A 24,553-nucleotide genomic window follows, 5' to 3' on the forward strand; every position below is an offset into this window, starting at 1 on the left:
ACACCTGATCCCCGTCGAGTCTGCGGGAGCGGGTGCCGTTGGTGGGCCCTCATCACTGGCGCTTCCATCGCGCCTAAACTGTTGACGATGCTTCAGCGCGGTCAGCGCTCATCGCAACAATCCGATTCTACAGGTTCCGCCTGCCAGACGGGCCATGCCCGCCCGTTCGCGCGCGGTCCGGAGGACACATGACCGATACGACGATGCCCGCCTCCTCGACGACGCGAGCGGTTCCGCCTCGCTCCGCGGTGTGGGGTCGCGCGTTGACGGTGTTCGCGTGGCTCTCGTTCGTCAGCGAGACCATCATCATCGGCACGGGCGGTGCTGTGCGCCTCACCGGCTCCGGACTCGGCTGCTCCGACTGGCCGCTGTGCACGCCGGAGTCGCTCGTGCCGATCCTCGAAGTGCAGGGCATCCACGGACTCATCGAGTTCGGGAATCGGCTCATGACGGGCGTGGTCGGCATCATCGCCCTCGTCGTCGTCCTGCTGGTTCTGCACACCATCAGCGGCGCGCGTGCGCTCAAGACGGCGCTCTGGTACGCGCTGGCCGGGATCATCGCCGCCGGTGCCGCCTTCGCGATCGCGACACCGTTCCACTTCCCTGCTTCGCCCATCGCGCTCGGCGTGCTGCTCATCGCGGTGATCGCAGCCGCGGTGCACTCCGTACGGACGACCCCGACTCGGCGCGATCTGGTGCTGCTCGCGTGGCTCGTGCTGATCGGCGTGGTCGCGCAGGCACTCGTCGGAGGCATCACCGTACTGACGGGTCTCAACCCCTTCATCGTGGGATTCCACTACACGTCGTCTCTTCTCCTCGTCTGCGTCACCGCGGCGTTCCTGGTCCGGCTGAAGGCCGCCCCGGGCCCGCGAGAGCGCGCCGTCCCGTCGTGGTTCGCCGCGGTCACCCATGTCACGGGCCTTGCTCTGGCGGTGACCATCGTGTTCGGCGTCCTGACGACGGGATCGGGCCCGCACTCGGGAGACGCCGATGTGCTGCGGCACGGATTCGACGCGACCGTGCTGGCTCACGTGCACTCCTGGCCCGGATACGTGCTCGCCGCACTCGTCCTGTTCCTGACGGTGTCCGCCTGGGTACTGCGCCTGGAGCCGAGGCGGTGGCTGCTGGTCCTGGTCATCGCGATCCTCGTGCAGGTCGGCGTCGGGGTCTGGCAGGCACGGGAAGGACTGCCGCCGCTGCTGGTCGGCATCCACATGGTGCTGGCATCGCTCTCGGCGGCGGCGTACACAGTGGTCGTGCTGCACCTGAAGCGCCCCGCACGCATCGAAGAGTGACGTCCACAGTCGATCCATAGCTCGCACATCGCAGACTCACCGGAGCCGCAGCGATAGTGGGGGCATGAACAAGTCACTCTCACGCAGCATCGGATTCTGGCTCCTCCTGGTCGTGTCCCTCGCCACGACGGCGGTCGGCGGATGGCTCATCTCCGGTCAGATCGCGACGATGACGACGACCCTTCTCGACGGCACGGCCACCGGCGTCGAGGTGTACGTCGGTCAGTCGCTGGTCGTCGTGGGCGCCGGAGTCCTCGCCGCCGGAATCGTCGGCATCCTGCTGACGCTCGGACTCGTCGCTGCTCGTTCACTCGTCCCGACGCCTGCCCCGGCGGTCGTCGAGGCGATCGACTGGACGACCGCGCCGACCGAGGACCAGACCGCCGTGGCGGCTCCGACATCGACCAGCGGCGCGCCCCTCGCGGACACCGGCGACACCGTGACGGACGCACCCCTCACGCCCGCGGACGACCACTCGTCGTCCGCTGACTCCTCCGCCGCCGACTCCTCTGAGGACGACTCGTCGTCGGAGCAGCCCCTCACGCGCTGACGTCAATCGCCAGCAAGAGACCGCAACTCCAGAACGAGACCGAGGCGGCGTCGAGAGATCGACGCCGCCTCGTTCGTCACACCGGAGGGGACGTCAGAACGGCAGCAGCGGGTCGATCGCGACGGCGACGAAGATCAGCGTCAGATAGGTGATCGACGCGTGGAACACGCGCATCGGGCGCGGTTCCGTCCCGTGCACGGCACGGTTGTACAGGCGGTGCGACTCGTAGATGAACCATCCGCCGAACACCGCCGCCGAGACGGTGTACATGAGGCCCATCCCGGCGATCGGGACGAGGAGCAACGAGCAGGCGACGGTGGCCCACGCATACAGGATCACCTGGAGACCGACCTGCGAGGCGTTTCGCGTGACGCCCAGCATCGGCACGTCGACGTCTTCGTAGTCGTCCTTGTACTTCATCGACAGCGGCCAGTAGTGCGGCGGCGTCCAGAGGAACACGAGCAGGAACAGGATGAATGCCGGCCAGTCGAGCGACCCGGTGACGGCGGACCAGCCGATGAGCACGGGGAAGCATCCTGCGATGCCGCCCCAGATGATGTTCTGCTCGGTCCGGCGCTTGAGGATCATCGTGTAGATGACGACGTAGAAGAAGATGGCCGTCGCGGAGAGCGTCGCCGTGAGCCAGTTGGTCGTGGCGAGCAGCCACACCGTCGATGCGATCGCGAGCGTCCACGAGAAGATCAGCGCGCCACGAGGGCTGACCTCGCCGGTCACGAGCGGCCTGTTCTCGGTGCGGTGCATGTGCGCATCGATGTCGCGGTCCAGGTACATGTTGAACGCCGCGGCGGACCCGGCGCTCAGCGACCCGCCGATCACGGTCGCCAGCACGAGCCACAGATTCGGGAGCCCACCCTGTGCGAGGAACATCACGGGAACAGTGGACACGAGCAGCAGCTCGAGGACACGGGGCTTGGTGAGCGTGACATACGCCTTCACCGTGCGACCGATGGACGACTCCTTCACGGTCTGATCAGACATCGTCGAGATCTCGATCGCCTCCTCCGCACGTGTGACCGGACAACCTCTCCAGTGTATGACACGGGATGACGGGATCCGGCTCGCGGGCCCGCGTAGCGCATCTCACGTCACCGCTATGCTGAAAACACTCGCGCCCGGCGAAGTGCACACCACTCCGTGATGATGCGGATGCGCCAGGGAATACGGGCGCCCTCGAAACTGTCGGAAAGGGCATGAACGTGTCGGAATTGCAGTGGGATGAGATCGATCGACGCGCGGTGGACACCGCTCGAATCCTGGCGGCTGACGCCGTGGAGAAGGTCGGAAACGGTCACCCCGGCACGGCCATGAGCCTCGCTCCTGCCGCGTACCTCCTCTACCAGCGCGTACTCCGGCATGATCCGGCGGATGTCGACTGGCTCGGTCGCGACCGCTTCATCCTCTCTGCTGGCCACTCCTCGCTGACGCAGTACGTCGAGCTCTACCTCGGCGGTTTCGGACTCGAGCTCGACGACCTGAAGTCGCTGCGTACCTGGGGCTCGAAGACTCCTGGCCACCCGGAGTACGGACACACCAAGGGTGTCGAGATCACCACGGGCCCGCTGGGTCAGGGACTCGCCTCCGCCGTGGGCTTCGCCTACGCCGCGCGCTACGAGCGCGGCCTGTTCGACCCGGACGCCGCAGCGGGCACCAGCCCGTTCGACCACTTCGTGTACGTGATCGCCGGCGACGGAGACCTCCAGGAGGGCGTGACGAGCGAGGCCTCCTCGCTCGCGGGCCACCAGCAGCTCGGCAACCTCATCGCGATCTACGACTCCAACCAGATCTCGATCGAGGACGACACGAACGTCGCCTTCACCGAAGACGTCGCGAAGCGCTACGAGTCGTACGGCTGGCAGGTGCAGGTCGTCGACTGGAAGAAGACCGGCGAGTACGTCGAAGACGTGGCCGAACTCCACGCCGCGATCGAAGCCGCCAAGAGCGAGACGTCGAAGCCGTCCCTGATCATCCTCAAGACCATCATCGGATGGCCGTCGCCTGGAAAGCAGAACTCCGGCAAGATCCATGGCTCCGCCCTCGGCGCTGACGAGCTCGCGGCCACGAAGAAGGTCCTCGGTTTCGACCCGGAGCAGACCTTCGTGGTCGCGGACGACGTGCTCGAGCGCACCCGCGGACTGGCCGCCCGCGCCGCCGAGACCCGCGCGGCGTGGCAGGAGTCGTTCGACGCGTGGGCCGCTGCGAACCCGGAGAAGAAGGAGCTGCTCGACCGCGTCGAGGCTCACGAGCTCCCGTCCGACATCGCGAGCGCGCTGCCCGTGTTCGAGGCAGGCAAGGAGGTCTCGACCCGCGCCGCATCCGGACAGGTCATCAACGCCCTCGCCGCAGAGCTGCCGGAGCTGTGGGGTGGCTCGGCCGACCTCGCCGAGTCGAACCTCACCACCATCAAGGACGCCCCGTCGTTCATCCCTGCCGAGTGGTCGACCCACGAGTGGTCGGGCAACCCGTACGGTCGTGTGCTGCACTTCGGCATCCGCGAGCACGCCATGGGCGCGATCATCAACGGCATCGTCCTGCATGGTCCGACACGCGCCTTCGGCGGCACCTTCCTCATCTTCAGCGACTACATGCGCCCCTCGGTGCGCCTCGCCGCGCTGATGAACGTGCCGAGCATCTTCGTCTGGACGCACGACTCGGTCGCGCTCGGTGAAGACGGCCCGACCCACCAGCCGGTCGAGCAGCTCGCGACGCTCCGCGCGATCCCGAACTTCACGGTCGTCCGTCCAGCCGATGCGAACGAGACCGCCGCGGCGTGGCTGGAGATCCTCCGCCGCCACGAGGGCCCCGCAGGCATCGCGCTGACCCGTCAGAACATCCCGGTGTTCGCGCGCGGCGAGGGCGCGGCCTCTGGCGACACCTTCGCCTCCGCCGACAACGCGGCCAAGGGCGCCTACGTCCTGGCCGAGGCGCCGAACGGCACGCCAGACGTCATCATCGTCGCCACCGGCTCCGAGGTGCAGCTCGCCGTCAATGCCCGCGAGGCGCTGGCGACCGAGGGCATCAACGTCCGTGTGGTCTCCGCCCCCTCGCTGGAGTGGTTCGCGGAGCAGGACGAGGCCTACCGCGAGCGTGCTTCCGTCGTCCGTCACCGCGCGTCTCCGTCGAGGCCGGCTCCGTGCTCACGTGGCGCGGCATCGTGGGCGACCGCGGCCGATCGGTCGGCATCGACCACTTCGGCGCCTCCGCCGACTACAAGACCCTGTTCGAGAAGTTCGGCATCACCACCGAGGCCGTCATCGCGGCCGCACGCGAGACCATCGCCGCACACAGCACCAAGGAGAACGCATGAGCACCCCCACCGCACAGCTCGCCGCCGCAGGTGTCAGCATCTGGCTCGACGATCTCTCCCGCACCCGCATCTCCTCCGGCAACCTCGCCGAGCTGATCGCGTCGCGCAACGTCGTGGGTGTCACCACGAACCCGACGATCTTCGCCAACGCGATCACCGACAAGAACGACACGTCCTACGACGCCCAGGTATCCGAGCTCGCCGCCTCGGGAGCCTCTGCGGAAGAGGCCGTCTTCGCCGCCACGACGCAGGACGTCCGGGCCGCACTCGACGTGTTCCGTCCTGTGTGGGAGGCATCGAACCACGTCGACGGTCGCGTCTCGATCGAGGTCTCCCCCGACCTCGCACACGACACGGCAGGCACCGTCGCCCAGGCCAAGGAGCTGTGGGCGAAGATCGATCGTCCCAACCTGCTCGTCAAGATCCCGGCGACCAAGGCTGGCCTGCCCGCGATCACAGAGGCGATCGCGAACGGCATCAGCGTCAACGTCACGCTCATCTTCAGCCTGGAGCGCTACGCCGACGTGATCGACGCCTACCTGGCGGGGCTGGAGCGCGCGCACAGCGGCGACTTCGACCTGTCGAGCATCCACTCGGTCGCATCGTTCTTCGTCTCCCGGGTCGACACCGAGACCGACAAGCGCCTGTCGGCCGTCGGAACCGCTGAGGCCGAAGCACTCAAGAGCAAGGCCGGCCTCGCCAACGCGCGGCTCGCCTACGAGCTCTTCGAGCAGAAGTTCGCCGAGAAGCGCGCGCAGGACCTGATCGCGGTCGGCGCGAACCTCCAGCGCCCGCTGTGGGCATCGACCGGGGTCAAGGACCCGGCCCTCCCCGACACGCTGTACGTGACCGAGCTGGTCGCGCAGGGCGTGGTCAACACGATGCCGGAGAAGACACTCGAGGCCACCTTCGACCACGGTGTCGTGACGGGCGACACGATCACCGGCGGCTACGACGAGGCCCGCGAGGTGTTCGCCGGGCTCAAGGAACTCGGAATCGACTTCGACGACGTCACCCAGGTGCTCGAAGAGGAGGGCGTCGCCAAGTTCATCGATTCCTGGCACGACCTCCTCAGCCAGGTCTCCGAAGCGCTGGAGGCCCAGCGATGACTTTCGCGATCCACACCTCCGGCGCCGCGCGTGCCGCGATCGACGAGACCGTCCCTGCACTGGTGCACGACCTCGTGGCCTCGCGCATCACCAGCGGCGATTCCACGCTCTGGGGTCCCGACGCCGAAGCCGAAGCCGCCGTGCGCCTCGGCTGGGTGGAGGCCGTCTCGGTCTCGCGCCCCCTCGTGGACGAGATCGTCGCGCTGCGGGCCGACCTGAACGCGAAGGGCGTCACCCGCGTCGTGCTCGCCGGCATGGGGGATCGTCCCTGGCCCCCGAGGTCATCGCCCAGACCTCCGGTGTGCCGCTCACCATCCTCGACTCGACTGCCCCCGGACAGGTCCTCGCGGCTCTCGACGAGGGCCTCGACGACACGGTCCTCGTCGTGTCGTCGAAGTCGGGCTCGACCGTGGAGACCGACTCCCAGCGTCGCACCTTCGAGGCGGCCTTCCGCGACCTCGGCATCGATCCGGCCGAGCGCATCGTCGTCGTCACCGACCCCGGCTCGCCGCTCGATGCCTCGGCACGCGAGGCCGGATACCGGGTGTTCAACGCCGACCCCAACGTCGGCGGCCGGTACTCCGCACTCACGGCCTTCGGGCTCGTCCCCTCCGGCCTCGCCGGCGTCGACATCGACGAGCTGCTGAACGAGGCCGAGGCTTCCCTGCTCGAGGTCGCGGTCGACTCGGCCGAGAACCCGGCCCTGCGCCTCGGCGCCGCGATCGCTGCGACCACCCCGCGGCGCGACAAGCTGGGGCTCATCACCGACGGCACGCACATCAACGGTCTGCCCGACTGGATCGAGCAGCTGATCGCGGAGTCCACCGGCAAGGAGGGCACCGGGATCCTCCCCGTCGTCCTGCTCCCGGTCTCCCCCGAGCTCGACCCCGTGCCCGCCGACCTCCAGGTGGTCCGACTCGTCGACGACGCGAACGAGTTCCATCTGCACGAACGCCACGAAGGCGAGATCCTCGTCAGCGGCACCCTCGGCGCCCAGTTCATCGTGTGGGAGTACGCCACCGCGATCGCCGGGCACCTGCTGCGGATCAACCCCTTCGACCAGCCCGACGTCGAGTCCGCGAAGATCGCCGCGCGCGGTCTTCTCGACGCCCGCCCAGAGCCCACCGCCCCGGCCTTCGTCGAGAACGGTGTCGAGGTGCGCGTCTCGGACCCGGCCCTCGCGGCGTCCGGAACCGTGGAGGGTGTGCTCGACGCCCTCTGGGCGCAGCTCCCCGCCGACGGCTATGTGTCGATCCAGGCATACGTCAACCGTCTCGAAGTGCCGCAGCTCCAGGGCCTGCGCGAGCTGGTCGCTGCGGACTCCGGGCGCCCCACCACGTTCGGCTGGGGTCCGCGATTCCTGCACTCGACCGGTCAGTACCACAAGGGCGGACCGGCGCAGGGGTGTTCCTGCAGATCCTCGAGCGCACCGAGGTCGACCTCGAGATCCCGGAGCGGCCCTTCACGTTCGGCCAGCTCATCCAGGCCCAGGCCGCAGGCGACGCGGCCGTGCTCGCCGAGCACGGCCGACCCGTCGTCTCGCTGACGATCACCGAGTCCTCGGACGACGTGCTCGCCCTCTTCGAAGCCGCACAGAAGTAACAGCAGGAGAATCCCCCACCGATGTCTGTTCCCATCTCGCGCGGGCACAACCCGCTGCGCGACCCCGACGATCGCCGCCTCAACCGGATCGCGGGGCCCAGTGCCCTCGTGATCTTCGGCGTCACCGGGGACCTGTCGCGCAAGAAGCTCATGCCGGCGGTCTACGACCTCGCCAACCGCGGCCTGCTGCCCCCGGGGTTCGCCCTGGTCGGCTTCGCCCGTCGCGACTGGGAGGACCAGGACTTCGCCGAGGTGGTCTACGACGCGGTCAAGCAGCACGCCCGCACCCCGTTCCGTGAAGAGACGTGGACGCAGCTGCTGCAGGGCATCCGGTTCGTGTCGGGTGAATTCGACAACCCCGACTCGTTCCGGAAGCTGCGTGACACGATCGAGAAGCTCGATGTCGAGCGCGGCACGATGGGAAACCACGCGTTCTACCTGTCCATCCCGCCGAAGGACTTCCCGCTCGTCGCCAAGCAGTTGAAGGACTCGGGTCTCGTCGGCGAGGACAGCGACGACGACGAGCGCTGGCGTCGCGTCGTCATCGAGAAGCCGTTCGGCCACGACCTCGAATCCGCGCGCGCTCTCAACGCCGCACTCGAGGTCGCCTTCCCCGCCGACTCGATCTTCCGCATCGATCACTACCTCGGCAAGGAGACGGTGCAGAACATCCTCGCGCTGCGCTTCGCGAACGAGCTGTACGAGCCGATCTGGAACCGCAACTACGTCGATCACGTGCAGATCACGATGGCCGAGGACATCGGTGTGGGCGGTCGCGCGGGCTACTACGACGGCATCGGCGCGGCGCGCGACGTGATCCAGAACCACCTGCTCCAACTGCTCGCCCTCACCGCCATGGAGGAGCCGATCAGCCTGTCTGCCGAGCACCTGCGCGCCGAGAAGGAGAAGGTCCTGGCCGCGGTTCATGTGCCCGACGACTTGTCGATCGCGACGGCTCGCGGTCAGTACGCTGGCGGGTGGCAGGGTGGCGAGAAGGTCACCGGCTTCCTCGACGAGGAGGGCATGAACCCCGAGTCGACCACCGAGACCTACGCCGCGATCAAGCTCGAGATCGACACCCGACGCTGGGCCGGGGTGCCGTTCTACCTGCGCACCGGCAAGCGCCTCGGCCGCCGCGTCACCGAGATCGCCGTGGTCTTCAAGCGCGCGCCGCAGCACCTCTTCGGGCGGGGAAACGCTTCAGAGCTCGGCCAGAACGCTCTCGTCATCCGGGTGCAGCCCGACGAGGGCGTCACGATCCGCTTCGGCTCGAAGGTGCCGGGCAGCGGGACGAACGTCCGCGATGTCACGATGGACTTCGGCTACGGCCACGCGTTCACCGAGGCGAGCCCCGAGGCGTACGAACGTCTGATCCTCGACGTCCTCCTCGGCGACCCGCCCCTGTTCCCGCGGCACGAGGAGGTCGAGCTCTCCTGGAAGATCCTCGACCCGGTCGAGAAGTACTGGGCGGCTGTGGGCGGCCCGGTGGAACAGTACGCTCCGGGCTCGTGGGGACCGGTTTCCGCCGACGACCTGCTGGCCCGCGACGGACGAGTCTGGAGACGCCCGTGATCATCGATCTTCCCGACACGACGGTCAGTCAGGTCGCCAAGCAGCTCGTCAAGGTGCGCGAAGAGGGCGGAGCGGTCGCTCTCGGGCGCGTGCTCACGCTCGTCATCGCGGCCCGCAACGGCGTGGCCGAGGCGGCGATCGACGCGGCGAACGACGCCTCCCGCGAGCACCCCATGCGCGTCATCGTGATCACCACGGGCGAAGGGGAATCCCGCCTCGACGCGCAGATCCGCGTGGGCGGAGACGCCGGCGCCAGCGAGGTCGTGGTCCTGCGCGCCTACGGAGACGCCGCGAGCAACGAGGAGAGCCTCATCACGGGACTCCTCCTCCCGGATGCACCGGTCGTCGCCTGGTGGCCGGAGGAGGCTCCGACCTCGCCGGCGACATCTCCCCTCGGACGGATCGCCCAGCGCCGGATCACCGACGCCGCGACGTCTCCCGATGTGCGTGATCGACTCGCGCTGCTCGGGCGCACCCACGCCCCCGGCGACACCGACCTCGCCTGGACCCGCCTGACGCACTGGCGCGAGCAGCTCGCCGCGGTGCTCGACCAGCCGCCGTTCGAACCCATCACGGGTGTGGAGGTACGCGGCGGCTCCGCGTCTCCGTCGACCGCGCTGCTCGCCGCGTGGCTGCAGATGGCCCTCGACGTCCGCGTGCACTGGTCGTACGAAGACCCTGAGCACTGGCAGGAGGGGATCAAGTCCGTGCGGCTCACTCGGGCGTCTGGCGACATCACGCTCGAGCGCCCCTCCCCCGGCATCGCGATCCTCACGCAGCCCGATCAGCCGAACCATGATCTGCACCTGCCGCGGCGCACGCTGCGCGAGTGCCTCGCGGAGGAGCTGCGCAGGCTCGACCCCGACGTCCTGTACGGTCGAGTGATCACCGAGGGCTGGGAGAAACTGGGTCCGCCCGAGACTGGAGAGTGACGTCGATGCCGGTATCGTCCGCAGAGAAGCGGGTCGTGGTGGAAGCCACCCCTACCGCTCTCGCCCATCGTGTCGCCGACCGATTCCTGTCGCGCGTGCGTGCGCGCACGCGCAACGGACGGCTGGCGCACATCGCCCTCACCGGTGGTTCCATGGGTGGCGCGGTGCTTCGCGCGACCGCAGAAGACCCGCGAGCGGCAGACATCGACTGGTCACTGGTGCACTTCTGGTGGGGTGACGAGCGGTTCGTCCCCCGCGACGACGACGACCGCAACTCCCTGCAATCCCGTCAGGCGCTGCTCGATCACATCGCCGTCCCTGCGGAGAACGTGCACGAGGTGTCGGGGCCGGAGACAGGGCTGACCCTCGACGAGTCGGCCGCGGCCTATGCCGAGGAACTCGCCGGGTTCGGCACCACCGAGCACCCGTGGCCGTCGTTCGCGGTCTGCTTCCTCGGTGTCGGCCCCGACGGCCACATCGCGTCGCTCTTCCCCGACCGCGACGAGGTCACCGTCACCGATGCCGCTGTGCTCGCCGTGCGCGACTCCCCGAAGCCGCCTCCGGAGCGCGTCACACTCACGCGTCCGGTGCTCAACTCGTCGAAGCGGGTCTGGCTCGTGCTCACCGGAGCGGACAAGGCGTCGGCACTCGGCCTCGCACTCGCCGGGGCGAGCTACACGAGTGTGCCCGCAGCGGGCGCGAAAGGCCGCAAGCGCACGGTGTTCTTCGTCGACGAGGCGGCGGCATCCGAGGTCTCACCCGATCTGATCGATCAGGCGTACTGAGCCGACGTCCCTGGCTGAAGCCCTGATCCGCTCAGGGCTGTTCCCCGGAGCCCGCTCGCCACGGCGGAGTGCCGGGCGCTTCGGGATCCTCCGAGCGCTCCGGTGCACCGGAATCGGTGGCCCGTGCGGCCGCGGAAGAGTCGGCTCCAGCGTCTCCCTGACCCGTCGGCGTGCTCCCTCGCTCGATACCGAGCTCCTGGCTCTCGCTGAGCACCTGCGGGTGGTAGCGGGCGAGGCCGACCACACCCCAGACCGCGATGGCGCCGGCGACCGCGAAGATCACCATGACCCACGGCGGAGCGGCAGCGGCTTCACCCAGGACGACCATGCCGATCAGGACGGCGACGAGCGGGTCGACGACCGTCAGTCCGGCGATCACGAGGTCGGGCGGGCCCGAGCTGTACGCGGTCTGCACGAAGTAGCCGCCCACGGCCGCCGCGGCGAGCAGCGCGAGCACGCAGATCGCGGTGATCCACTCGAACTGACCTGCCTCGATGCGCTTGATGACCACCTTCGCCAGTGTGGCGACGAAGCCGTAGAGCACGCCGGCGCCGATCACATAGAACAGCGCGCGCATGCGGTGCCGAAGGATCAGCCATCCGCCGCCGAGGATGATGATCACGACGAGCAGGAGCGCGAGGATCACGAAGAGCTCGCGATCCGTCACCTCCTGTTCGGTCGCATAGATCGCAGCGAAGAACACGAACAGGAAGATGCCGCCGACACAGCACACGATGGCGGTGAGAGACTGCCGCGTCGGTGCGTGCCCGGAGACTCTGGCGTTGAGGAGAGTCGTGATGACGAGGGCGATCGCCCCGAGCGGCTGGACGACGATCAGCGGAGCCTTCACGAGCGCGGCGAGCTGGCAGATCACGGCGAGTCCGAGCATGAGGGTGCCGAGGAGCCACGACGGACGTGTCAGCAGGCGCTTGATCTGATCGAAGGTCAGGCCCGATGCGCCGTCGGCACCGCTGAGACGTTCGACCTTCTCGACTCCTCGATGCTGGTACTGCGCTCCCAGCGACATGAAGACCGCACCCGCGAGGGCGAGGGGGATGCCCAGCAGCAGTCCGGGGTTCTGGAAGGCGCCGACGAGCTGGTCGCCGACATCCTCCACCGCGTTCATCCACACCCCAGCAGTCACGCTAAGAGCCTACCCGTCGACCGGCGCGGACTAGGGTTGTGACGTGGCTGTACTTCCGATTCGCATCATGGGCGACCCCGTCCTGCACTCCCCCGCTTCTCCCGTCGAAGAGGTCACGGACGAGATCCGCACCCTCGTCGCCGACATGTTCGAGACCATGGACACCGCACCGGGTGTCGGACTCGCCGCCCCGCAGGTCGGCGTCCCGCTGCGCATCTACACCTACGCGTACGTGGACGATGACGACCAGCCCTGGCGTGGCGTCCTCATCAACCCGGTGCTCTGGATGACACCCCTGGAGCCGGGCGACCCCGACCCCGATCTGGAGTCCGAAGGCTGCCTCTCGTTCCCGGGCGAGCGATTCCCCCTGCGCCGCTCGGAGCGGGTCCACGTGACGGCGACCGATCTCGACGGGCGACCGGTGACGATCGATGTCGACGGCTGGCGTGCGCGGATCATGCAGCACGAGTTCGACCACCTCGACGGCATCCTCTACGTGGATCGCCTGTCCGACGGAGACTGGAAGACGGTGCAGAAGATCGCGCGCAAGCGGGGGTGGGGCCGACCGGGAGCGAGTTGGATGCCCGGCGTCGACGACCTCGAAGGCTGACGCCGCTCTCAGCCGGTCCACAGCATCCTTCGAGTTGCGTCATAGACTCCCTGCCCGCTAGCGTGTTCGCGGCGGGGGCCGTTTCGCATGCCTCCGTGACACCTGGGAGGGAAACACACCATGATGAAGATGCGCACTCGACGTGCTCTGATGCTGGCGGGCTCCGCGGTCGCGCTCTCGGTCGCTCTGAGCGGCTGCAGCGCGATCAACGGGATCCTGGGCGGTGGCTCCGGCGACGCGAATCGCGATGAGGAGACCGGTCAGGTCACCGAGAGCGCGAACGTCGACGTCTTCTCGATCAAGCTCGGCGACTGCATGCTCGAGACCGGCTCAGGAATGCTGACCGACGCCGACATCCTCCCGTGCTCCGAGCCGCACGACCAGGAGGTCTACCACGAGATCACGATGGAGGACGGCGAGTTCTCCGACGCCGACATCGACGCGGCCTCCGAAGGCTGCATCGGCGACGCGTACACCGCGTTCGTCGGCGTGAGCTACCAGGACTCCGCCTTCGACGTGACCACGCTCACGCCCAGCCAGGAATCCTGGGAACAGAGCAACGACCGCGTGATCCAGTGCATCATCATGGACCCGGCCGGACAGACCACCGGTTCGCTGAAGGGCGTCGCGCGCTGATCGATGTCTTCCGAGGAAGGGCCCTGCCGATCGGCGGGGCCCTTCTCCGTCGGTCGGCCCGTTCAGCCGTCGGCCGCGCGCAGAGCGAGCCAGACCGCCACGCGATCGTCCGGGTCCGTGAGCGAAAGGCCCGTCAGGTCCTCGATCCGACGGATGCGCGCCGTCAGCGTCTGTCGATGGATGTGCAGCCGTGCCGCGCTGTCGCCCCATGCGCCGTTCGCGGCCAGGAACACTCGAAGCGTCTGGAGGAGCTCGTCCGGACGATCTGCTGCGCGCAGCGGGTCCAGGAGCCGAGCGATGCGCCGGGTCTGCTCCCGGTCGAGCTGACCGAGGACGAGGGACACGGTGGGGATCGCCTCGTAGCGGACGACCCGATCGCCGCCGGTGCGCGCGGCCTCGCAGGCGTGACGTGCCTCGTCGACCGTGCGGGCGAGTGCGTCGACATCGGCCGGCCTCCCGAGCCCGAGATAGAGCGTCGAGGCGTAGGTGCGCGCCCGATGCGCCACCTGCTGCGCGTGGTCCTCCCGCACCACCCCGAGGACCAGCCCGCGCTGCGAGGTGAAGACATGCTCGGCACCCAGCTCGTCGAGCCAGAGGGCCAGAAGGTGCTCGACGTCGACCCCACTCGTCCGCGACGCGAGGGCGAACCCCACCAGGGTGCGCTCGTGCACACCCCAGCGCCGGAGCAGACGTGTCGCCCCCTCCCCACCCTGGAGCACGGTCTCGAACATCATCGAACGTCCGAGACGCTCGAGATGACTGCTGTCGCGCGTACGCATCAGGAGGTCCAGCAACGCCGCCGCCTGTGAGCTGAGCTCCCTGCCCCTCCCCGAGCTGTCGTTGCGAGGAGCAGTGACCAGCTGCGCGGTGATGTCCTGCCCTGGACCGACGGGATGCACCTGCAGGGCGCGGTGGCGCACCCTGACCGGTCGGCCGACGGCGACGGCGATCGCGTCGTCGATGTGCAGGCTCCCTGCCCCGGCCGTGGTGATCACCTCGCCGTGCCGATCGAGGAGCACCGCCCATCCATCGATGCGGTGCGCGAGTTCGGCGATGACCCCGTGATGCCGCTGCGCCGCGCAGCGAGGGTGAGACCCGCATCGCCGACGTGATGGCCCGCGCCTCGGCCGCCTGGTCGACCGCGAGGAGCGTCGACAGCGTCGGCGTCAGCAGCTCCTGGGCCACGGCCGCGCCGACGGCCGCCGTGATCTCGGCTTCGCGCAGAGCGTCGCGGACGGCGGAACCGTCTGCGCCGGTGACCACGACGGCATCGCGCAGCATGGCACGCCGATCAGGGTCGCCGCGGAGGGCGAGGATCTCTCGCTCGTCGGCTGCGACGAGCGTCGCGAAGAGGTGATCCGTCGGAGCACCGAAGGACTCGAGGTCGACGACCGCGTTCACCGCACGAGCTCCGGGGACCGCACCGGGCAGAAGCTCGCCGCGCAGATATCGGGCCACGGAGGCGACGTCACGAGCCATCTCTCGATCATACCGATTGTCGAAAGAGCGAGCCGGTATCCATCGTTTTGTCGAATGCCGATGCCTCGCCGTCTCTCCTAGCATCGTGCCCAGCCCCTCTCCATCCGAAGGAAGTCATGAAAGCTGTTGTGTTCCGCGACCCTCAGTCGCCCATCGAGTTCGTCGACGTCGATCTCGCACCTCCCCGGGCCGGTGAGGTACGGGTGCGGATCGCCGCGGCCGGCGTGTGCCACTCCGACCTGCACGTCAAGCGCGGCGAATGGGATGCCGCCGCTCCTCTGGTCATGGGACACGAAGGCTCCGGCGTCGTCACAGAATTGGGCGAAGGTGTCACGACACTCGCTGTCGGAGACCACGTCGTGCTGAGCTGGGTTCCGCCGTGCGGCGAGTGCCGGTACTGTCGCGCGGGACACGAGGCCAGGTGCCAGAAGGTCGCCACGGTGGTCGCACCCCTCGGAGTTCTCTTCGACGGGACCTCGCGCCTGAGCCGTGACGGTGAGCAGCTGCACCACTACCTCGGTGTCTCCTCCTTCGCCGAGGAGGTCGTCGTCCCCGCGTCCGGCGCGGTCAAGGTGCGTGACGACGCCCCGCTCGACGTCGTCGCCGTCGTCGGCTGCGCCGTGGCCACGGGCGTCGGCGCTGTGCTGAACACGGCTGCCGTCGAGCCGGGTTCCACCGTCGCCGTGATCGGCTGCGGCGGCGTGGGCCTCAACGTCGTCGTCCAAGGCGCGCCTCGCGGGTGCCGAGCGCATCATCGCGATCGATGTCCGCCCGGAGAAGACGCAGATGGCTCTGCAGTTCGGTGCGACCGACCGCATCGACGCCTCCCAGGGCGATGCCGTTGCGCAGCTGCGCGAGCTCATCCCCGACGGCGTGGACTACGCCTTCGACGCGATCGGACGCACGACCACCACCGAGCAATCGATCCAGATGCTGGGGCTTGGCGGCGCGGCGGTCATCGTCGGGTTGCCGCCGACGGGCGCGCGCGCGTCGTTCGAGCCGCTCGTGCTCGCCGAGGCCGACCAGCGCATCCTCGGTTCGAACTACGGGTCGGTCCGTCCGTCGATCGACGTACCCGCCCTCGTCGACCGGTACATGGACGGACAGTTGAAGATCGACCCGCTCATCTCGGGACGTCGTCCTCTGTCGGAGGCGGCCGCTGCCCTCGATGACCTCGAAGCCGGCTCCGCCCTGCGCACCCTTCTCATCCCCTGACCGCCTCCGGCTGTCACCGTCCCTGAAACCCGAATCCAGGAGAACCATGTCAGACACCGTCGTCGCCCCACCTGGCGCCCCCAAGGACGCCGGTCTCCGCACCGGCGTCATGAGCGGTCCTGAGCTCGCCGCCCAGGCCATCGCCAATATCGCCCCCAGCGCCGTCATCGCCTTCACGGCCGCGGCCATCTTCCTCGGCGCCGGCAATGGCACCATCTACGCCTTCGCCCTCGCCACGATCGTGATCCTGTGCGTCGGATACTGCGTCGTGGTGTTCGCACGCAAGCACGCGTCGGCCGGCTCGCTGTACACCTACGTGTCCAAGGGTCTCGGTCCGTTCGGCGCCTTCCTCGCCGGTGTGACGCTGCTGATCGGCTGCTTCGGCATCGCGGCGGCATCGCTCAGCGGGTCCGTCAGCTACATGGCCCAGTTCCTCAGCATGCTCGGCCTTCCCGCGCAGGGTCTGGGCTGGGACATGGGCCTCGCCATCGTGCTCGGCGGGCTGGCGACGCTGTTCACCATCCGCGGCATCCGCCTCTCGGCGCGGGTGTCGCTCGTGCTCGAGCTCCTCTCGGTCGGCATCATCCTCATCCTGTTGATCGCCGCCCTCGCGTGGGCGGGCCCCGCCGCCTGGGATCCTGCCCAGGTGCTCGCGGCCGGATCCTCGTTCCAGGGCATCGCGTCCGGAATGGTGCTCGGCATCCTGGGCTTCGTCGGGTTCTCCTCCGCCGACGCCCTCGGTCGCGAGGCGAAGGAGCCATACAAGGCCATCCCCCGCGCGATCATGTGGAGCGCCCTCGGCGTCGGCGTGCTGTACGTGTTCGCCGCATACACGCAGATCGCGGTGCTCGGCGACGATCTGGCCACCTCGGCGAGCCCGCTGGAGAGCATGTCTGCGCTGATCGGGATGCCCGGCTGGTTCGCGGCCGTGCTCACATTCGGGGTCTCGGCGTCGTTCTTCGCCGTGGTGGTCGCGCCGCTCAACGTGATCGGACGCATCGTCTACGTGATGGGCAAGGAGGGCGTCGTCGCCGAGCGGTTCGGCCGCACGCACGAGCAGCACCTGACTCCGCATCGTGTGCTGATCATCGCCGGCGCCGCAGCCATCGCGGTCGACATCGTGCTCCTGCTCTCGGGCGCGGCCACCGGAGACATCCTGGTCTGGGTCAACACCTGGGGAACGTACGGCTACATGGTCGCCTACGCCCTCGTCGCGATCGCCTGCGTGGTGTACACGCAGCGGGCGAAGATGCGGAACGGTCTCGTCAAGGTGTGCGCGACCGTCGCCGTCGTCACCATGGCGTACGTCTTCTTCGCGAACGTCTGGCCGGTGCCGGCCTTCCCGTACAACGTGATCCCGTATGTGTTCCTTGCAACGGTCGCGCTCGCCCTGACACGGTATGCCTACCTCGCCCGCCGACGTCCCGACGTGATCGCCCGGATCGGCAACACGGAGACCAGCGCAATGGAGGGCGTCGGCTGACCCGCACACCTCCTGACAGCACGGCTTCGCACCGAGTGCACGGGTTCTCCTCGCGAGAACCCCGCCCGCTCGGTGCGAAGCCGTGCACTCGCATACACCGCACTCGCTACACCCCACCGTGCGCGGGACGAGAAAAGCCCCCTCCGAGGAGGGGGCTTTTCTCGTTGGCTCCCCGGCTTGGACTCGAACCAAGAACCTGCCGGTTAACAGCCGGCTGCTCTGCCAATTGAGCTACCGAGGAATGTGTCCGCTGAGCGGGCAACTCGACAAGCTTAGCAAACTCCGGACGGACTTCATGCCACCATGGCGCCCTTCGAGGATGCCGGGCGTGTCGAGATCAGTGACGCGAATCCGACTCCGCATTGGGCACCCAGAGCAGGTCTCGACCGACGCCCCTCGCTACGACATGGCCACCGCGGAGCATCAAGGTCTCGGCGTTGAGCTCCCGGATGAAGTCGGCGTCGTTCGTGACGAGCAGCGCCGCCATCGACTGCTCCCGGCGGCGGCGGGTGATCGCGTCGAACACCACGGGCCGGACTTCGAGGTCGAGGTTCGCGAGCACCTCGTCGGCGATGAGCACCTTCGGCTCCAAGACGAAGGAGCGGGCGATCGCCACGCGCTGCCGCATGCCCGCACTGAGTTCGTACGGGAATTTCGCCGCCGTCCCCAGGGGGAGGTGCAGCTCGTCCAGCAGAGTGGCCACGCGGATCGAGAGCGCCTTGGTGTTGACCCTCCGCTCCCTCATCAGGATCGGCTCGGCGATCACCTCGTTCACGGTCAGGCGCGGCGGCAGGTCCGCTCCCGCACCCTGAGGCACGAAACCCGTGCGGTACGTGAGGATGCGGTGCTTCCGGCCCGGCCGGCGGACGTCGACACCACACACCTGCGCGCTGCCGCCGACGACCTTGACGGAGGGATCCGTGGATCCCGCCAAGGCTGCGACCAAGGTCGACTTCCCCGACCCGGTCGGACCGGCGACGCAGATCAGTTCTCCCGGGGCGAGCGAGAACGTGACGCCGTCGACCGCGCGCGTCGGCATCCCGTGGCCGATCCGGTCGATCACCAGATCCGAGCAGTCGATCGCGTTCGGGGATTCGGGCCGGCGGGACATGTGTCCATCCTGCCCTCTGCGCGCCGCCCCTCGGCGTTACGACTCGGCTAAGCGCTGACGCTCGGCGTCGATGTCCCGCAACCGCATGCGCAGCGCCCGCCCTCCGTCGGAGTCAGCCGGCACCCGCTGCACGGCGCCCAGGAGTTCCTGCTTCTCGTTCTCGAGCTGGCGCAGCACGAGTCGTCGGGCGAGGTCGGCGACCGTCGCGACGGCGCGCTCCTCATCGCGCGCGGGGAACGGCGTCATCAACAGCTCACCGGCGAGCGAGCGATACGGCTCGCGGACGCTGTTGACCGCTTCGGTCACCCATCCTGCGCGCGTGCGATCGGGGGCACCCGCCACCGCTTCGCGCACCGCCTCCAGCCCTGTGGTGCGGAAGGGCGCGCCCAGAGCCCGATCGAGCAAGGCCTGGTCGACCTGATGCCCGTACTGCAGCGCCCCCATCAGAGCGTCTCTCTCGACGGCCATGTCGGGGCTGCGCGGCAGGCTCGCCAGGGTCACGGGGCGATCCCCGACGCTCCCGTCGTCGGATCGACCTGCGGCACCTCGCGGCGCGTGTGCAGCGGCGTCGATCCACCCCTGGCCGCACGCTCGACCTCGCTGCGCACCTCGGTCGGGTCCATGCCGAGCCGACGCGCGAGCACGCGCTCATACCCCGGACGCAGCAACTGATCGCGGATCTCGGCCACGATGGGTGCTGCGGCCCTGAGCGCGCCGACCCGGCCTTCGACCGTCGAAAGGTCGAAGCCGCCCAGCTTGCGGTCGATCGCGAACTCGAACATCGGCTGCTTGGTGTCCATGAGCCGGCGCACGGCGGCATCCCCACGCTGGAGACGCAGGTCGCACGGGTCGAGGCCGTCGGGAGCGACGGCGACGAAGGTCTGCGCGTTGAACCGGTCGTCCTCTGTGAAAGCCCTCAGCGCGGCCTTCTGACCGGCCTCGTCCCCGTCGAAGGTGAAGACGACCTCGCCGGAGGCGTTGTCATCACCCATCACCCGGCGCAGCACCTTGATGTGCTCCGTCCCGAACGCGGTGCCGCAGGTCGCGATTGCGGTCGTGAGCCCCGCCAGGTGACAGGCCATCACATCGGTGTACCCCTCGACCACGACGACGCGACGAGGGTCGCCGCGGGCGATGTCGCGCTTGGCGAGGTCGAGGCCGTACAGCACCTGCGCCTTCTTGTAGATCGGCGTCTCGGGGGTGTTCAGATACTTGGGCCCGTTGTCGTCATCGAACAGCTTGCGTGCGCCGAAGCCGATCGTCTGGCCAGACACATCGCGGATCGGCCACACCAGTCGTCCGCGGAATCGGTCGTAGACACCCCGCTGCCCGGTCGACACCAGTCCTGCGGTGCTGAGCTCTTCGCGGGTGAACCCCTGCGCGGAGAGCGCCTTGAGCATGCCGTCCCAGCCCCGCGGCGCGAAACCGACGCCGAAGTGCGCGGCCGCGCCCGCGTCGAATCCGCGCTCCCCGAGGAACCGTCGTCCGGCCTCGGCATCCGCGGTGAGCAGCTGCGCGCGGAAGAACTCCGCCGCCGCCGTGTTCGCGGCGTAGAGGCGGCTCCGGCCGCTCGTCTCCGGCGCCGACCCGCCATCCTCGTAGTGGAGCGTGTACCCGATGCGCCCTGCGAGACGCTCGACCGCCTCGGTGAAGCTCACATGATCCATCTCCCGCAGGAACGAGTAGACATCGCCCGATTCACCGCAGCCGAAGCAGTGGTAGTACCCGACCTGCTGACGCACGTGGAAGCTCGGGCTCTTCTCGTCGTGGAACGGGCACAGGCCCTTCAGCGACCCCACGCCGGCCGACTTGAGCGCGACCCGCTCGCCGATGATGTCGGCGATGTTCGTGCGCGCCTTGACCTCGTCGACATCAGCCTGCAGGATCCGCGGCATCAGTGCGCCCCTTCGGCGACGGGCCGCCTCTCGGCGTGCGCGCGGGCGCCGGGACGAGCATGCCGAGGCGTCCAGATCCCGACCTCGGCCGGATCGATCTCCCCCACCAGTCTGTTGTGCCAGTCGATGGCGCTCTGATCGGTGAGACTCGCGATCTGGTCGACCACGACCCTGGCGCGTTGCGCATCGTCCTCTGCGTCGACGAAATCCGCGGCGAACGCCGGCTCGAGCACATCGGACCCCGCAGACCACAACGCGTCCGTGGACCAGAGCGCGTCGGCGAGGCGCTTCAAAACGCGGCGCTGCTCCTTGTACACGCCCTTACGGGCTTCGATCGTGACGATGGCCTGGCCCATGATGCCCTTGAGGACGGCGATCTCGACCTCGACCACCCGCGGAACGATGACGTGGGCGTTGTACCGCACGAGCGGCGCTGTGCCGTACGCATCCCTGGTGGCCGACACCGAGGCCCGCGCGAAACGCCCGATCAGGTCGCTCGTCAGGTTCTTGAGTCGCGCGAGGGACTGTCGCGAGCGGTCGAACGAGGCCAGCCACATCGGCTGCGACGCCAGTCGGTACATCGCGTCGGCGAGCTCGTCACGGGTGAAGTCGTACCCGACCCACTGCTGGATCCGTCCGACGAGCGCGTCGTGCGCGCGGGGATCCGCGAGCTGAGCGACATCCACGTAGCCGTTGACGATCGCGTCCTCGAAGTCGTGCACCGAGTATGCGATGTCGTCCGAGAGATCCATGATCTCCGCCTCGATGCAGCGGAGTCTTCCCGGCGCCCCTTCGCGCATCCAACGGAAGACCGCTTCGTCCTCCGGATAGACACCGAACTTGAGCCGACCGCCGGGGTCGGGCACGGGGCTGTCGACCGTCCAGGGGTACTTGCAGGTCGCGTCGAGGCTGGCGCGCGTGAGGTTCAGTCCCACCGACCGGTCGTGGTCGTCGAGCACCTTCGCCTCGAGGCGAGTGAGGATGCGCAGGGACTGCGCGTTGCCCTCGAACCCTCCGATGTGCTCCGCCCACTCGTTGAGCGCGCGCTCACCGTTGTGTCCGAACGGCGGATGCCCGAGGTCATGACTGAGGCAGGCGGTGTCGACGACGTCTGCCGAGACGCCGAGCGCCGTCGCGAGCTCTCGCCCCACCTGGGCGACCTCGAGCGAGTGGGTGAGCCGATTGCGGGCGAAGTCCGCGGTGCTGGCGGGGCTGAGCACCTGCGTCTTGGCCGCAAGTCGTCGGAGCGCGGCGGAGTGGAGGACGCGCGCACGATCGCGGGCGAAGTCATCGCGCTCGGATCGATGGGTCTCGGCGAAGAAGCGCTCTGCGTCTCGGGGGTGGTAGCCGTCGTCGCGCGCGGCGTTCGTCGTGTCAACCACCACTGTTCTCGATCTCTGCTCCACGCATCATCTCGGAGGCGGACGAGGCGAGCTCGCGCGACTCCAGCCACTTGTCCGGAAGCGCCGTCCGCTTGGGGTGTCCCGAGCGGCCCCGCTGCCCCTCGGCGTCGGCGCCGGGGTACGGCGCCGAGCGGTCGAGTCGCCCGAGGAAGTCATCGATCTCCGCAAGGCTGGACGCGGTCGCGAGTCCGGTGCGGATGTCGCCGCCGACCGGATAGCCCTTGAAGTACCAGGAGACGTGCTTGCGGATGTCGCGGCATCCGCGGTCCTCGTCCTCGAAGAACTCGACGAGGAGCTCGGCATGGCGACGGAAGGCGTCTGCGACGAATCCGAGCGTGGCGTCGACGGTCTTGCCCTCGCCGCCGAACGCGGTGGCCAGCTCGCCGAACAGCCAGGGGCGACCGAGGCATCCGCGTCCGACCACCACACCGTCGCAGTCGGTCTGCTCCATCATGCGCACGGCGTCGTCGGCCGACCAGATGTCGCCGTTGCCCAGCACCGGGATGCTCGTGACGGCCTGCTTGAGTTCGCCGATCGCATTCCAGTCCGCGAACCCGGAGTAGAACTCCCCCGCCGTGCGCGCGTGCAGCGCGACCGCTGCCGCTCCCGCGTCTTCGGCGGCACGGCCTGCATCGAGGAACGTCAGGTGATCCTTGTCGATGCCTTTGCGCATCTTCACGGTGAGCGGGATGTCGCCCGCGGCCCTGACGGCCTGATCGACGATGTCGGCGAAGAGCTTCGACTTCCACGGGAGCGCGGCTCCGCCCCCCTTGCGCGTGACCTTCGGCACAGGGCAGCCGAAGTTGAGGTCGATGTGGTCGGCATGATCCTCGGCGACGATGATGCGCACGGCCTCGGCGATGGTCTTGGGGTCGACGCCGTACAGCTGGATCGACCTCGGCGTCTCGGACTCATGATGACGGATCAGGCGCATCGTGGTCTCGTTCCGCTCGACGAGAGCGCGCGAGGTGATCATCTCGCTCACGTAGAGCCCGGCGCCGTACTCGCGGCACAGACGCCGGAAGGCGGTGTTCGTGATGCCGGCCATGGGCGCGAGGACGACCGGCACGTCGAGGGCGATCGGGCCGATGCGAAGAGGGCGGGCGGGGGCGGTGGCGAGAGTCATGTCGCTTCCATTCTCCCAGACGCAGAGCAACGAGGCATTCGGCGACTTAGGCTGTGAGTATGACCGATTCCGCGCTCCGTACGATCCCCTTCACCGATGCGAAGGGCGAGGAGAAGACCCTCGACGATCTCGGCGCCGATGTCGTGCTGGTGGTGAACGTCGCCTCGAAGTGCGGGCTGACTCCGCAGTACGAGCAGCTCGAGGAATTGCAGCGGACCTACGGCGATCGCGGCTTCACGGTCGTCGGGTTCCCGTGCAACCAGTTCTTCGGTCAGGAGCCCGGATCGGTGGACGAGATCCTCGAGTTCTGCTCGACGACCTACGGCGTCACTTTTCCCGTGAACGACAAGGTGAAGGTCAACGGCAAGAACGCATCGGCGCTCTACAAGGCGCTCAAGGAGACCCCGGATGCCGGCGGGAAGGCCGGTCGCGTCGAGTGGAACTTCGAGAAGTTCCTCGTGCTGCCGGACGGGGACGTCCTTCGCTTCCGGCCGAAGCAGAAGCCGGACGCCCCCGAGATCGTCAGCGCGATCGAAGCGGCACTGACCCGCTAGACGGCCTCGGCCTCGGCCTCCGCCTCGACGTCTCCGCGCTTCGACCAGAGGTCGCGGAGCACGTTCTCGAACGCCTCGGGCGGCTGCGCGCCGCTGATGCCGTACTGACCGTCCACGACGAAGAACGGCACGCCCTGGATGCCGTACGCGCGGGCCTGAGCCTGGTCCTGACGCACCGCGGGGAGGTACTGCTCGCTCTCGAGTGCCGCGCGTGCACGGTCTGCGTCAAGCCCCACTTCGGTCGCCAGCTCGATGAGGTCCTCGATGCGTCCGACGTGCTTGCCCTCGGTGAAGTAGGCGGACATCAGCCGCTCCTCCATCTCGTGCTGCCGTCCCTCGGCCTTGGCGAAGTGCAGCAGTTCGTGCGCCTTCACCGTGTTGGTGTGCTTCAGGAGGTCGAAGCGGTACTGGAGTCCGGCGTTCGCGGCGATGCCCGTCACGTTCGACAGCATCTGCTCGACCTGCTCCCTCGGCATGCCCTTGTGGCCCGCGAGGAAGTCGATCTCGTCGCCGTCGAAGTCGACAGGTGTGTCGGGCGAGAGCTCGAAGGAGTGGAAGGTGATGTTGACCTGCGGTGCGTCCTCGTCGGCCGCGACCGCTTCGAGACCCTTCTCGAGGTTGCGCTTGCCGATGTAGCACCAGGGGCAGGCGATGTCGGACCAGATGTCGATGGAGATGGGTTCAGTCACACTTTCATCCAACCGCATGCGCCCACGAGCTATTCCGC

Annotated in this window: 18 protein-coding genes, 1 tRNA gene and 4 pseudogenes; 14 read left to right on the top strand and 9 right to left on the bottom strand. The window is 68.4% G+C overall.

The features are described from left to right. Positions 1–188 precede the first annotated feature (188 nt). Together G4G29_RS11115 and G4G29_RS22000 are read left to right on the top strand one after the other, a co-directional pair. On the top strand, positions 189–1,295 hold the full coding sequence (locus G4G29_RS11115; protein ID WP_183150172.1) for a COX15/CtaA family protein: 1,107 nt from the start codon (positions 189–191) through the stop codon (positions 1,293–1,295). 64 nt (positions 1,296–1,359) lie between these two features. After that, the gene (locus G4G29_RS22000) at positions 1,360–1,845 is read left to right on the top strand and encodes a hypothetical protein (protein WP_244631910.1); all 486 of its coding nucleotides are present in this window, start codon (positions 1,360–1,362) and stop codon (positions 1,843–1,845) included. Between the two features lie 93 nt (positions 1,846–1,938). On the opposite strand, the gene G4G29_RS11125 is transcribed toward G4G29_RS22000, so the two are convergent. Next, a complete protein-coding gene (locus G4G29_RS11125; RefSeq protein WP_183150173.1) occupies positions 1,939–2,844 on the bottom strand; it encodes a heme o synthase in 906 nt (301 codons plus the stop codon). A gap of 218 nt (positions 2,845–3,062) precedes the next feature. Between G4G29_RS11125 and tkt the strand changes: the two are divergent. From tkt to pgl, 6 genes and pseudogenes are all read left to right on the top strand, one after another. After that, a pseudogene (tkt, locus tag G4G29_RS11130) lies at positions 3,063–5,170 on the top strand (transketolase). Next, a complete protein-coding gene (gene tal / locus G4G29_RS11135; protein ID WP_183150174.1) occupies positions 5,167–6,279 on the top strand; it encodes a transaldolase in 1,113 nt (370 codons plus the stop codon). The pseudogene tkt and the gene tal overlap by 4 nt, the downstream one beginning before the upstream one ends. Continuing rightward, positions 6,276–7,881: pseudogene (locus G4G29_RS11140) on the top strand (glucose-6-phosphate isomerase). The gene tal and the pseudogene G4G29_RS11140 overlap by 4 nt, the downstream one beginning before the upstream one ends. Before the next feature lie 21 nt (positions 7,882–7,902). Then, the gene (gene zwf, locus G4G29_RS11145) at positions 7,903–9,453 is read left to right on the top strand and encodes a glucose-6-phosphate dehydrogenase (RefSeq protein WP_183150175.1); all 1,551 of its coding nucleotides are present in this window, start codon (positions 7,903–7,905) and stop codon (positions 9,451–9,453) included. Continuing rightward, complete coding sequence (locus G4G29_RS11150; protein WP_183150176.1) at positions 9,450–10,385, top strand: glucose-6-phosphate dehydrogenase assembly protein OpcA; 936 nt, start codon at positions 9,450–9,452, stop codon at positions 10,383–10,385. Before zwf ends, G4G29_RS11150 begins: the two co-directional genes overlap by 4 nt. A gap of 5 nt (positions 10,386–10,390) precedes the next feature. Next, on the top strand, positions 10,391–11,170 hold the full coding sequence (gene pgl, locus G4G29_RS11155; RefSeq protein ID WP_183150177.1) for a 6-phosphogluconolactonase: 780 nt from the start codon (positions 10,391–10,393) through the stop codon (positions 11,168–11,170). 31 nt (positions 11,171–11,201) lie between these two features. On the opposite strand, the gene G4G29_RS11160 is transcribed toward pgl, so the two are convergent. Beyond that, the gene (locus G4G29_RS11160) at positions 11,202–12,296 is read right to left on the bottom strand and encodes a DMT family transporter (protein ID WP_183152815.1); all 1,095 of its coding nucleotides are present in this window, start codon (positions 12,294–12,296) and stop codon (positions 11,202–11,204) included. Positions 12,297–12,357: 61 nt separating this feature from the next. On the opposite strand from G4G29_RS11160, the gene def reads away from it, so the two are divergent. Beyond that, positions 12,358–12,924, top strand: coding sequence for a peptide deformylase (def, locus tag G4G29_RS11165; RefSeq protein ID WP_183150178.1), 567 nt, complete (start codon positions 12,358–12,360; stop codon positions 12,922–12,924). 129 nt (positions 12,925–13,053) lie between these two features. Beyond that, entirely contained in the window at positions 13,054–13,560 is a 507-nt protein-coding gene (locus G4G29_RS11170; protein ID WP_244631912.1) for a septum formation family protein, read from the top strand. A 62-nt stretch (positions 13,561–13,622) separates the two neighbouring features. Here the strand turns inward: G4G29_RS11170 and G4G29_RS11175 are convergent, their stop codons facing one another. Next, positions 13,623–14,579: a helix-turn-helix domain-containing protein gene (locus G4G29_RS11175; protein WP_244631913.1), complete on the bottom strand. Its 957-nt coding sequence runs from the start codon at positions 14,577–14,579 to the stop codon at positions 13,623–13,625. 576 nt (positions 14,580–15,155) lie between these two features. Between G4G29_RS11175 and G4G29_RS22005 the strand changes: the two are divergent. The 3 genes and pseudogenes from G4G29_RS22005 to G4G29_RS11185 all read left to right on the top strand — a co-directional run. Further along, positions 15,156–15,452, top strand: a pseudogene (locus G4G29_RS22005) (alcohol dehydrogenase catalytic domain-containing protein); the annotation flags it as partial. 373 nt (positions 15,453–15,825) lie between these two features. Beyond that, complete coding sequence (locus G4G29_RS22010; RefSeq protein WP_244631915.1) at positions 15,826–16,254, top strand: zinc-binding dehydrogenase; 429 nt, start codon at positions 15,826–15,828, stop codon at positions 16,252–16,254. A 46-nt stretch (positions 16,255–16,300) separates the two neighbouring features. Beyond that, positions 16,301–17,737, top strand: a complete 1,437-nt coding sequence (locus tag G4G29_RS11185; protein ID WP_183150180.1) for an APC family permease — start codon at positions 16,301–16,303, stop codon at positions 17,735–17,737. Positions 17,738–17,902: 165 nt separating this feature from the next. Here the strand turns inward: G4G29_RS11185 and G4G29_RS11190 are convergent. The 5 genes and pseudogenes from G4G29_RS11190 to dusB form a co-directional block, all read right to left on the bottom strand. Then, positions 17,903–17,978: transfer RNA gene (locus G4G29_RS11190), tRNA-Asn, on the bottom strand. A gap of 96 nt (positions 17,979–18,074) precedes the next feature. After that, positions 18,075–18,848, bottom strand: a complete 774-nt coding sequence (locus tag G4G29_RS11195; protein WP_183150181.1) for an ATP-binding cassette domain-containing protein — start codon at positions 18,846–18,848, stop codon at positions 18,075–18,077. A 36-nt stretch (positions 18,849–18,884) separates the two neighbouring features. After that, positions 18,885–20,743: pseudogene (gene dnaG / locus G4G29_RS11200) on the bottom strand (DNA primase). After that, positions 20,743–22,125 carry a deoxyguanosinetriphosphate triphosphohydrolase gene (locus G4G29_RS11205; protein ID WP_244631917.1) on the bottom strand — a complete coding sequence of 461 codons (1,383 nt, stop codon included), beginning with the start codon at positions 22,123–22,125 and terminating at the stop codon, positions 20,743–20,745. Before G4G29_RS11205 ends, dnaG begins: the two are co-directional and overlap by 1 nt. Next, positions 22,118–23,272 (bottom strand): tRNA dihydrouridine synthase DusB, encoded by a 1,155-nt coding sequence (gene dusB / locus G4G29_RS11210; protein WP_183150183.1) that lies wholly within the window; start codon positions 23,270–23,272, stop codon positions 22,118–22,120. Before dusB ends, G4G29_RS11205 begins: the two co-directional genes overlap by 8 nt. 59 nt (positions 23,273–23,331) lie before the next feature. On the opposite strand from dusB, the gene G4G29_RS11215 reads away from it, so the two are divergent. Continuing rightward, positions 23,332–23,826 (top strand): glutathione peroxidase, encoded by a 495-nt coding sequence (locus G4G29_RS11215; RefSeq protein ID WP_183150184.1) that lies wholly within the window; start codon positions 23,332–23,334, stop codon positions 23,824–23,826. On the opposite strand, the gene G4G29_RS11220 is transcribed toward G4G29_RS11215, so the two are convergent. Then, positions 23,823–24,515 carry a DsbA family oxidoreductase gene (locus tag G4G29_RS11220; protein ID WP_183150185.1) on the bottom strand — a complete coding sequence of 231 codons (693 nt, stop codon included), beginning with the start codon at positions 24,513–24,515 and terminating at the stop codon, positions 23,823–23,825. The genes G4G29_RS11215 and G4G29_RS11220 overlap by 4 nt on opposite strands. Positions 24,516–24,553: the final 38 nt, after the last annotated feature.

The sequence above is a fragment of the Microbacterium sp. Se63.02b genome, from assembly GCF_014171575.1.
GTDB lineage: Bacteria > Actinomycetota > Actinomycetes > Actinomycetales > Microbacteriaceae > Microbacterium.